Origin of the sequence: Mesorhizobium sp. M1A.F.Ca.IN.020.03.2.1 (genome assembly GCF_004023205.1) — a bacterium.
Lineage (GTDB): Bacteria > Pseudomonadota > Alphaproteobacteria > Rhizobiales > Rhizobiaceae > Mesorhizobium.
The window spans coordinates 1-10,195 of record NZ_RZSV01000202.1; the positions used below are offsets into that span (position 1 = coordinate 1).

Genomic DNA, 10,195 nt, shown 5'->3' on the forward strand with positions numbered 1-10,195 from the left:
CAACGTCAGCGAGGAAGCCAAGACCGAAGAAAAGCCGAAGCGTGCCGGCTGGTGGCAGCGGAAGGGCTTTTTCTAAGCTCTGTCAGCTCATTAGGCTTAGTTGTTGAACAGAAGATCCCGTGCTCGTCCGGCGCGGGATTCTCGTTTTCTGCCCTTCCAATCTTGCGCCCCAGCACCTGCTAAGGCGCGAAGATCGACCAGTTCATCATCCTGGCGAGCTTCTCAAGCGCTATCGAGCCGAGCTTTGAATTGCCGTTCTCGTTGAGGCCGGGGGACCAGACGGCGAGCGAGGCGACGCCCGGCACGATGCCAAGAATACCGCCGCCGACGCCACTCTTACCCGGAATGCCGACACGGAAGGCGAAATCGCCGGAGCCGTCATAGTGGCCGCAGGTCAGCATCAGCGCGCCGATGCGGCGCGCACGCTCGGTCGACACGACCGACAGCCCGGTCGCCGGGTTCCGACCGCCATTGGCGAGGAAGCGGCCGGCCATGGCGAGCTGTCGGCAGCTCATGGCGATGGCGCAATGATGGAAGTAGACGCCCAGCGCCAGTTCCGGCTCGTGGTCGAGATTGCCAAAGGACTTCATGTAATTGGCCAGAGCGAAGTTGCGGTAGCCGGTAGCGCGTTCCGAGGCCGCGACCTCGCGGTCGATGATGATCGTGTCGTCGTCGGCCAGGAACTGGACGAAGCGCAGGATCTCGCCGATCGCCTCGCGCGGCTGATGCCCGGCAAGCAGGATGTCGGACACGACGATGGCGCCGGCGTTGATGAACGGATTGCGCGGAATGCCGCTCTCATGCTCGAGCTGGACGATCGAGTTGAACGGATTGCCCGACGGCTCGCGGCCGACACGCTGCCACAACGCATCGCCGACCTTGCCCAGCGCCAGGGTCAGCGTGAACACCTTCGAGACGCTCTGGATAGAAAAGGGCTGATCGGCATCGCCGGCAAGGATGATGCGCCCGTCATTGGTCACGGCGGCAATGCCGAATTTCTTCGGATCGACCTTGCCGAGCTGCGGGATATAGGTGGCGACATCGCCGCGATCGCTGCGCTCGGTCATTTCGGCGGCCACTTCCGCCAGCGCCTGTTCAAGCTCGGGCATGGCGTCTATTTCAGCCAGCTTTCGATGCGCGCCAGCGCCTCGACCATGTCGTCATGGCTGCCGGCATAGGAAAAGCGCATGGTGCGATGGCCCTGGAGCGGATCGAAATCACGGCCGGGCGTGGCCGCCACATGCGCCTCGGCCAGCATCTTGCGCGCGAAGGCCATGCTGTCATTGGTGTGCCGCGTGACATCGCAGAAGGCGTAGAACGCGCCGTCCATGGGCGCCGCGAGCGGGAAGCCCAGCTCCGGCAGACGCTTCATCAGCAGGTCGCGGTTCCAGGCATAACGCGCCTTCACCGCTTCCAGCTCTTGCGTGGCATTGAAGGCCTCGATCGCCGCGACCTGCGATAGTTCCGGCGGCGAGATGTAGAGGCTCTGCGCGATGCGCTCGACCGGCCGCACCAGTTCGTCCGGCAGCACCATCCAGCCGATGCGCCACCCGGTCATGCAATAATATTTCGAGAAGGAGTTGATCACCGTCACGCCGGCGCCATAGGCAAGTGCAGTGACGTCGGGCGCGGCATAGGCCAGCCGGTGGTAGATTTCATCCGAGATCACCGCGATGCCAAGCTCGCCTGCGGTCTTCACCAACGCGGAAAGCTCGTCGGCTGGAATGACCGCGCCGGTCGGATTGGCTGGACTGGCAAACAGCACGCCTTTCAACGGCTTCTCGCGGTGTGCGCTCTTCAGGTGGTCGGCATGCAGATAGGCGTCCGATCCAAGCTCGATCTCGACGATCTCGATGCCAAGCGCGGCCATGATGTTGCGGTAGGCCGGATAGCCGGGCGCGGCGATGGCGACGCGGTCGCCGGGATCGAACATCGCCAGGAAAGCCAGGTTGAAGGCGGCGGACGATCCGGTTGTGACGGCGATACGGGCGGGCGCGACATCGATTCCGTAATGCTCGCCATAGTGCGCGGCGATCGCCTTGCGCAGCTCCGCCAGGCCAAGAGCATCGGTGTAGCCGATGCGGCCGTGCTTCAGCGCGAGAGCGGCGGCTTCGCGGACGCCGACCGGCGCCGGGTCCGACGGCTGGCCGACCGCCATCGATACCACGGGAATCCCGGTCGCCTTCAGCCGGTTGGCCTCGGCCAGAATATCCATGGCGTGGAACGGCTCGACCTCGCCGCGGCGTGAAAGCGAAACGACCATCTGACTCTTCAGCCTGCCTTTGGTTGGCAAATCCACAGGCAAACCATCGCTCGCTTGCCCTGGAACTGCCGGGAGTTCGACGGCAGCGCCGCACAAATGCCCGATTGGTGTGGGGATCACAAGCGCGCAGGAAGTTATCGGCGCCGACTTTTCATCCTTCGCCCGCTCGTCTACCAGTGGACCTGTCATGTTGAGCCGACCCGAACGATGATCGATAGATCGACCGCAATAGGGCGAACCGCGCGCGGGTTCGCGACGCTCCTGCTTGCCGCCGCCGTCGCGGTGTCCACTTCGCTGAGCGCCTTCGCGCAAGGCGTGCCGGTGGTGCGCGACGCCGAGATCGAGGCGCTGGTGCGCGACTATGCCCGACCGATCTTCAAGGCGGCGGGCCTTGCCAATGACGGGATCGACATCGTTCTCGTCAACGACCAGAGCTTCAATGCGTTCGTGACCGGCCGCCGCCTGTTCATCAACACCGGCGCGCTGGTGACGGCCGAGACGCCGAACGAGATCATCGGCGTCATCGCGCACGAGGCCGGCCATATTGCCGGCGGCCACCAGCAGAAGCTGCGCGATCAACTCGATCGCGCCAAGACCATGGCCATCATCGCCACGCTGCTCGGGGCGGGCGCGATCGTGGCCGGCGCCACCACCAACAGCCGCGGCCTTGCCGGCGCCGGCATGGGCGTCGCCGCCGGCGGCGGCGAGATGGCGCAGCGCAGCATCCTTGCTTATCAGCGCGGCGAAGAAATCACCGCCGACCGCTCGGCGATCACCTACCTCAATGCCACCGGCCAGTCCGGCATGGGCATGCTGAAGACCTTCGGGCGCTTCCAGAGCGCGCTTTCGCTGTCGGGCACCCAGCTCGATCCTTACCGGATCAGCCATCCGATGCCCCGGGAGCGCATCGCCAATCTCGAGGTGCTGGTCAAGGCGAGCCCATATGTCAGCCAGGTCGACGCGCCGGCGCTGCAGCAGCGGCATGACATGATGCGCATCAAGATCGCGGCCTATATGCAAGGCCAGGCGGCCGTGGCGCGGCTGATGCGCAAGAACCCGACCAGCCTTGCCTCGCGCTATGGCGACGCGCAGCAGACCTATCTCTACGGCAATCCTGGCGCCGCGCTGACGAAAACCGCGGCCCTAATCAAGGAACAGCCGAAGAACCCCTATTTCCAGGAACTGCGCGGCGACATCCTGATGAAGGCCAACAGGCCCAAGGACGCCGCGGATGCCTATGCCAAAGCGGCGAGCCTCGACGCGGCGCGGTCCGGCTTGCTGCTGGTCTCGCTCGGCCAGGCGCTGATGGCGGTCGGCACGCCGGACTCAATCAACAAAGCGGTGGCGCAGCTCAACAGCGGGATCGGGCGCGACAAGGAAAACGCCGTAGCCTACCGCTATCTGGCTCAAGCCTATGCCGAATTGGGGCAAATCCCGGCCGCCGACCTTGCGACAGCGGAGGGCCATTTCTATTCGGCCGACTATAAGAACGCGAAGATCTTCGCCATGCGCGCTCAACAGAAATTGAAGCGCGGCGAGCCCCGCTGGCTTCGCGCGCAGGATATCATAAACTACACGCCATCTAACAAACTCAAGTGAACCTCCCGGCCGCGCACGGCGACCAGGTTGGACCGGGACAGGCAGAAGGAACTGATCATGAACAAGGCAATCCTGCTCGGCAGCGCCGGCGTGGCGGTGGCGCTCGGCATGCTGGCATTCGGCTTCGTGGCAGGAAGCCCGCAGGCCGCTAGGGCCGACACGACGCAAGCCATCCAGGTGGCCTCGGCGGACAGCAAGATCGACCGCAAGGAGGTCGAAGGCATCATCCGCGACTATCTGTTGAAAAACCCCGAGGTCCTGCTCGAGGTTCAGGACGCGCTCGAGGCCAAGCAGAAGGAAGAGCAGCGGCTCGCCGCACTCGGCGTCATCAAGGATGCGAAGGACGAGATCTTCAACTCCACCTTCGACGGCGTGGTCGGCAACCCGAAGGGCAAAGTCACCATCGTCGAGTTCTACGACTACAATTGCGGCTTCTGCAAACGCGCCATTGAGGACATGAAGGCGCTGACCAAAGCCGATCCGGACCTGCGCTTCGTGCTCAAGGAGTTTCCAATCCTCAGCCCGGATTCGCAAAAGGCCAGCGTGGTCTCGATGGCCTTCCATCTGATGATGCCGGAGAAGTACAGCGAGTTCCACACTGCGCTGCTCGGCAGCCAGGGCCGTGCCACCGAATCCACCGCCATGAAGGTCGCTGTTTCGCTCGGTGCCGACGAGGCGAAGCTGCGCGAGAAGATGAAGGATCCGAGCATCAACGAAGCGCTCTCGCGCACCTACGATCTCGCCACCAAGCTGTCGATCACCGGCACGCCGTCCTATGTGGTCGGCAATGAGGTGGTGTTCGGCGCGCTCGGACAGCAGGTTCTGGCGGAGAAGATCGAGCAGGCCAAGAGCGCGCTCTAGGTTTGGGCATGGTCTTTTCCGAAAACCGCTGCACAGTTTTCGGGATCATGCTCTAAGCGATTGCGAGTCGCGATAACAGGCGGTTTTCCGCCTGTTGTGGACAGCGAAAGAACGTACTTGCGCTCTTTTCGCGGGCGGATATGCCCATTATAGAGGTCCGGCGCGCCGGCTTGAGGCCGGCGCCGAAGAGGTCGGCATATTTGAAAACGATTTTCGTCCTGAACGGTCCCAATCTCAATGCACTCGGCAAGCGCGAGCCGGGGATCTATGGCGGCAAGACGCTTGCCGCCATCGCCGAGGATTGCAAGGCCGCCGGCACGGCGCTCGGGCTCGAGATCGATTTTCGTCAGTCCAATCACGAAGGTGATCTCGTCGACTGGATCCAGGAAGCCGGTGAAAAGGCCGCAGGCATCGTCATCAATCCCGGGGCCTACAGCCATACCTCGATTGCCATTCACGACGCCATCCGCGCCATCGCGCCGCTGCCCGTCGCTGAAGTCCATCTTTCCAATATCCACGCGCGGGAGCCTTTCCGCCACGTCTCCATGGTCGCGCCGGTCGCTGTCGGCATGATCTGCGGGTTCGGGCCACTCGGCTATACGCTTGCGCTGCAGGCACTGGCGGTGCGCCTGTGACCGGCTCCCAAACAGAAGGCTCGAAAATGTCGATAAAGAAGAACGGTGTTGACCAGCAGCTGATCCGCGACTTGGCGGGCATACTGAACGACACCAACCTGAACGAGATCGAGGTCGAGCTCGGCGATCTGAAAGTGCGCGTGTCGCGTCAGTCTCAGGCCGTCCACGCGGTCGCTGCTCCGCTTCCTATGCCGTCCGCGGCGGTTGCCGGGCCGGCTCAGGCGGTAGCGCCCGCGCCCGCAACGGCAGCCGATCCTTCCAAGAACGCCGTGCCCTCGCCGATGGTCGGCACCGCCTATCTCGCGCCCTCGCCCGACGCCAAGGCGTTCATCGAGATCGGCCAGAAGGTGAAGGAAGGCCAGACGCTGCTCATCATCGAAGCGATGAAGACGATGAACCAGATTCCCTCGCCGCGCGCCGGCACGGTGACGGCGATCCTGATCGAGGACGCCCAGCCGGTCGAATACGGCATGCCGCTCGTGGTCATCGAGTAGAGCCGGGAACAGCGGGCAGATGTTCCAAAAAATCCTCATCGCCAATCGCGGCGAAATCGCGCTTCGGGTGCTGCGCGCCTGCAAGGAGCTCGGCATCCAGACGGTGGTGGTCCATTCGACGGCCGATTCCGACGCCATGCATGTGCGGCTTGCCGACGAAAGCGTCTGCATCGGCCCGCCGCCGTCACGCGAAAGCTATCTCAACATTCACCAGATCGTCGCCGCTTGCGAGATCACCGGCGCCGATGCCGTGCACCCGGGCTACGGCTTCCTGTCAGAAAACGCCAAGTTCGCCGATATCCTCGCCGCCCATAACATCACCTTCATCGGCCCTTCGGGCGACCATATCCGCATCATGGGCGACAAGATCGAAGCCAAGCGCACGGCAAAGCGCCTCGGCATCCCGGTGGTGCCTGGTTCGGACGGCGCGATCAGCGACGAGAAGGAAGCAAAGCGCATTGCCGCCGCGATCGGCTATCCGGTGATCATCAAGGCTTCGGCCGGCGGCGGCGGCCGCGGCATGAAGGTCGCCCGCACCGAAGCCGACCTCGAAGTGGCGCTGCAGACCGCCAGATCCGAAGCCGGCGCTGCCTTCGGCGACGACGCCGTTTACATCGAGAAATATCTGGAAAAGCCGCGCCATATCGAATTGCAGGTGTTCGGCGACGGCGCCGGACGCGGCGTGCATTTCGGCGAGCGCGACTGCTCGCTGCAACGCCGCCACCAGAAGGTGTGGGAGGAAGCGAACTCACCGGCCCTTAACGCCGAGGAACGTGCGCGCATCGGCGGCATCTGCGCCAAGGCGATCGCCGATCTTGGCTATTCCGGCGCCGGCACGATCGAATTCCTCTACGAGAACGGTGAATTCTATTTCATCGAGATGAACACACGCCTGCAGGTCGAGCATCCGGTGACCGAAGCGATCACCGGCATCGACCTCGTGCATGAACAGATCCGTGTCGCCTCCGGCGGCGGACTGTCGGTCAAGCAGGAAGACATCAAGTTCAACGGCCACGCCATCGAGTGCCGCATCAACGCCGAGGATCCGCGCACGTTCACGCCGTCGCCCGGTACGATCACGCATTTCCACACGCCGGGCGGCCTCGGCATCCGCGTCGATTCCGGCGTCTATTCCGGCTACCGGATCCCGCCCTATTACGACAGCCTGATCGGCAAACTGATCGTGCATGGCCGCAACCGCGTCGAATGCATGATGCGGCTGCGCCGGGCGCTCGACGAATTCGTTGTCGACGGCATCAAGACGACGCTGCCGCTGTTCCGCGACCTCGTCGGAAATCCGGATATCGCCAACGGCGATTACGACATCCACTGGCTTGAGAAATATTTGGCCAAGGAGGAATAGGATCTTGCGGTTATAATGGCGCAATGACTCGTCCCTACGCGCCCGGCTACCGCATCCCGACCGACCTGCTGCTGAAAGCCTATGCCTCGGGCGTGTTCCCGATGGCAGAGAGCGCCACCGACCCGGAAGTGTTCTGGGTGCGGCCGGAGACGCGCGGCATCATCCCGCTCGACGGATTCCACACGCCGCGCAGTCTGAAGAAGACGATCCGCAGGCACCCTTTCGACATCCGCTACGATTTCGACTTCGAGGCGACGATCGACGGCTGCGCGGAAAGGCGCGACGAGCGCCGCTCGACCTGGATCAACGCGCCGATCCGCGAAGCCTATGTCGAGCTCTATCGGCTGGGCCACTGCCATTCCGTCGAGGCGTGGCGCGAGGGCCGGCTGGCCGGCGGTCTCTATGGGGTGTCACTCGGGCGCGTCTTCTTCGGCGAAAGCATGTTCGCCCGGGAAACCGACGCCTCGAAGACCTGCCTCTATTATCTCGTCGAGCGGCTGAACGAACGCCGCTTCGCGCTCCTCGACACGCAGTTCACCACCGAGCACCTGAAGCGCTTCGGCGCCATCGACGTGCCGCGCAGCCGCTACGAAAAAATGCTGGCCGAGGCCCTGAAGGGCGAAGCGGTCTTTTATCCCTGAGGTAAGCGGTCACCCGCTCGCAGTTTCAATTGGCGTCTGGGAATGAAACATCATCTTCCAGCCATCGGCGCGATGAACATAGCCGGTGCTGACGAGAGCGGCATACGGCTCGCCGTTTTCCCGCGTCGCGCGCGCCTCGTAGGTTAGCATGACGATATCGCTGCCGGGTTCGACCATGCCTTTCAGCCGAATGTCGAGATCGCGCCAGCGATTGGGCTCGGTGGCGGTCTTGGCCAGATCGGCATTCGTCATCGCCTGCGCCATCTCCGGAAAGGCGACGAGGCAATCCACATCGGCGTGGGCCGCGAAATATGCGGAATCGCCGGTCCAGAAGCCTTTCTCGATACCGAGAAGCTCTTTCTTGCTGGCAGTGATCGGCCTGATCGTTGCCATGGAAATCTCCCGTCGCCATCACCGTTTATCCAACGGATTGCGAAAAAGAGGGTTCCGAGAGTTCCGAGATCAGTTCGTGTCTGTGGTGTCGGCGCCATCCGGCGCGGGCGCCGCGTCCGACGGCTCAGGCGCTGCCTCGGCAGGCGGCTTCGGCTTGGCGGCATTCGTCTTCGGCTTGCCCGTATCGGCCTTGGCGGCGGTCGGCGGCGGCACGTCCGATTTTTGCTTGCAGCCCTTCAGCCAGACGTCATAGACGGCGTGCTCGACCGCGTTGAGACCGGGGCTTTCGGCGAACATCCAGCCGGTAAAGATACGGCGGATCTTGCGATCGAGCGTGATCTCGTCGACCTCGACGAAGGAATCGGTCTTCGGCTGTTCGGTCTCAGGCCGAGAGTAGCAGACGCGCGGCGTCACCTGCAGGGCGCCGAACTGCACCGTCTCGTCGATATAGACGTCGAAGGTGATGATGCGGCCGGTGATCTTGTCGATGCCGGCGAATTCGGCGACCGGATTGGTGATGCGGTCGGAAACCGCCGGCGCCGCCGGTGTCTGCGCGGCGGCGAACCCTGCCGTCGAGGCAGCCAGAACGGACGCTGCCGCGAACAGTCCCGTCGAGAGTCGGCCGAAAGAGTTCATGCAGGGATACCGGTGGTTGCGCCCGGGTGATTCTCTAATCGCCCAAGGCTAGTCAGGGCTGCGCTATCAGCAAGCAGCTAAACGCCAATTGTGGCGACAAAAGACCGAAACGCGTTTACGAACCGGGCGTCCAAGCGTCGTAGTCGCCGGTGACTTGCGGGCGATGCTGGTTGGTCAGAATGGAACCTTGCGGGCGATAGGCGCCCGGCGTTCCTGTGAGGTTGGGACGGTGCGGCTTCTGCCAATCACGAGCCTTATAGCTTTCGCTCGACGGAGGCGTGTCGACGCGATGATGCATCCAGCCATGCCATCCCGGAGGGATCTTCGAGGCTTCGGAATAGTCACGATAGATGACCCAGCGGCGGGTGCGACCTTCCGAATCGATGCCGCCCTCGTAATAGACGTTGCCGACCTCGTCCTCGCCGACCTTGTTGCCGAAGCGCCAGGTGTGGAAGCGCGTGCCAAGCGTCTGGCTGTTCCACCAGGTGAAAAACTGCAGCAGGAAAGTCTTCATCCAGATCCTCGTTGCGGCAGCGGCCGCGCCGTTTCCTGCTTATGGCGTCAGGTCAACGCGAAGGCAAGGGTTTTGCCCAGCCTGCGATGTAAATGCTTCGTGCGCTAAATCGATACACGCGTGGAGATATCGCCACCTCGGCTTGCCAAGCGTTTGCGCAGTTTCTAAAGCTCGCACGCCCGGCAAAGCTGGCGGCCGGCCCGCGCCGGTTGAGGGAGGTGACGATTGGCCCCAGAACGGTCCACCGGCAATCGGATCGGCGCCGAAGACATTCGTCGCCGCAAGGGCGGCGTGCCGATCGTTTGTCTAACCGCCTATACCTATCCGATAGCCCGCATGCTCGATCCGCATGTCGACCTGCTTCTGGTCGGCGACAGCGTCGCCATGGTGCTGCATGGCCATGCCACGACGCTCGGCGCTTCGCTGGAGATGATGATCGCGCACGGACAAGCGGTGATGCGTGGCTCCGCAAAGGCCTGTGTGGTGGTCGACATGCCGGCAGGCAGCTACGAGGTATCGGTGGCGCAAGCTGTTGCCTCGGCAAGGCTCATCATCGGCGAGACGGGCTGCCAGGCGGTCAAACTCGAGGGCGGGGTCGACATGGCCGCCCAGATCGCGGCAATCGTCGCGGAAGGCATCCCGGTCATGGGCCATATCGGCTTGCAGCCGCAGTCGGTGGACAAGGACGGCGGCTACAAGATCAAGGGCCGGAGCAGGGAAAACATCGCCGCCCTTTTTCGCGACGCCGAAGCGGTTGAAAAGGCCGGCGCCTTCTCGGTCGTCATCGAGGGCACGG

Annotated in this window: 12 protein-coding genes; 7 read left to right on the forward strand and 5 right to left on the reverse strand. The window is 63.4% G+C overall.

The window, feature by feature from the left end:
- Window positions 1-179 precede the first annotated feature (179 nt).
- Window positions 180-1,109 carry a glutaminase gene (locus EOA79_RS24860; RefSeq protein ID WP_164746708.1) on the reverse strand — a complete coding sequence of 310 codons (930 nt, stop codon included), beginning with the start codon at window positions 1,107-1,109 and terminating at the stop codon, window positions 180-182.
- 5 nt (window positions 1,110-1,114) lie between these two features.
- Window positions 1,115-2,263 (reverse strand): aminotransferase class I/II-fold pyridoxal phosphate-dependent enzyme, encoded by a 1,149-nt coding sequence (locus tag EOA79_RS24865; protein ID WP_127216806.1) that lies wholly within the window; start codon window positions 2,261-2,263, stop codon window positions 1,115-1,117.
- 207 nt (window positions 2,264-2,470) lie between these two features.
- Here EOA79_RS24865 and EOA79_RS24870 point away from each other — a divergent pair, with 207 nt between their 5' ends.
- The 6 genes from EOA79_RS24870 to aat all read left to right on the forward strand — a co-directional run bounded on the left by EOA79_RS24870 (window position 2,471) and on the right by aat (window position 7,856).
- Complete coding sequence (locus tag EOA79_RS24870; RefSeq protein ID WP_095824709.1) at window positions 2,471-3,862, forward strand: M48 family metalloprotease; 1,392 nt, start codon at window positions 2,471-2,473, stop codon at window positions 3,860-3,862.
- Window positions 3,863-3,919: 57 nt separating this feature from the next.
- The gene (locus tag EOA79_RS24875) at window positions 3,920-4,723 is read left to right on the forward strand and encodes a DsbA family protein (RefSeq protein WP_067321649.1); all 804 of its coding nucleotides are present in this window, start codon (window positions 3,920-3,922) and stop codon (window positions 4,721-4,723) included.
- 200 nt (window positions 4,724-4,923) lie between these two features.
- Window positions 4,924-5,358: a type II 3-dehydroquinate dehydratase gene (gene aroQ, locus EOA79_RS24880; protein WP_095824855.1), complete on the forward strand. Its 435-nt coding sequence runs from the start codon at window positions 4,924-4,926 to the stop codon at window positions 5,356-5,358.
- A 26-nt stretch (window positions 5,359-5,384) separates the two neighbouring features.
- On the forward strand, window positions 5,385-5,852 hold the full coding sequence (accB, locus tag EOA79_RS24885; RefSeq protein ID WP_128293387.1) for an acetyl-CoA carboxylase biotin carboxyl carrier protein: 468 nt from the start codon (window positions 5,385-5,387) through the stop codon (window positions 5,850-5,852).
- Window positions 5,853-5,871: 19 nt separating this feature from the next.
- Window positions 5,872-7,215: an acetyl-CoA carboxylase biotin carboxylase subunit gene (gene accC / locus EOA79_RS24890; RefSeq protein WP_066989500.1), complete on the forward strand. Its 1,344-nt coding sequence runs from the start codon at window positions 5,872-5,874 to the stop codon at window positions 7,213-7,215.
- A gap of 23 nt (window positions 7,216-7,238) precedes the next feature.
- A complete protein-coding gene (gene aat / locus EOA79_RS24895) occupies window positions 7,239-7,856 on the forward strand; it encodes a leucyl/phenylalanyl-tRNA--protein transferase (protein WP_095824710.1) in 618 nt (205 codons plus the stop codon).
- Between the two features lie 9 nt (window positions 7,857-7,865).
- Here aat and EOA79_RS24900 read toward each other — a convergent pair whose 3' ends face one another.
- The 3 genes from EOA79_RS24900 to EOA79_RS24910 all read right to left on the reverse strand — a co-directional run bounded on the left by EOA79_RS24900 (window position 7,866) and on the right by EOA79_RS24910 (window position 9,399).
- Window positions 7,866-8,249 carry a hypothetical protein gene (locus EOA79_RS24900; RefSeq protein ID WP_095824711.1) on the reverse strand — a complete coding sequence of 128 codons (384 nt, stop codon included), beginning with the start codon at window positions 8,247-8,249 and terminating at the stop codon, window positions 7,866-7,868.
- 69 nt (window positions 8,250-8,318) lie between these two features.
- Window positions 8,319-8,885, reverse strand: coding sequence for a DUF2155 domain-containing protein (locus EOA79_RS24905; RefSeq protein WP_095824712.1), 567 nt, complete (start codon window positions 8,883-8,885; stop codon window positions 8,319-8,321).
- A 115-nt stretch (window positions 8,886-9,000) separates the two neighbouring features.
- Entirely contained in the window at window positions 9,001-9,399 is a 399-nt protein-coding gene (locus EOA79_RS24910) for an NADH:ubiquinone oxidoreductase subunit NDUFA12 (RefSeq protein WP_067321589.1), read from the reverse strand.
- A gap of 225 nt (window positions 9,400-9,624) precedes the next feature.
- Here EOA79_RS24910 and EOA79_RS24915 point away from each other — a divergent pair.
- Window positions 9,625-10,195, forward strand: a 571-nt coding sequence (locus tag EOA79_RS24915; protein WP_128293389.1) for a 3-methyl-2-oxobutanoate hydroxymethyltransferase, incomplete at its 3' end; no start/stop codon positions are given.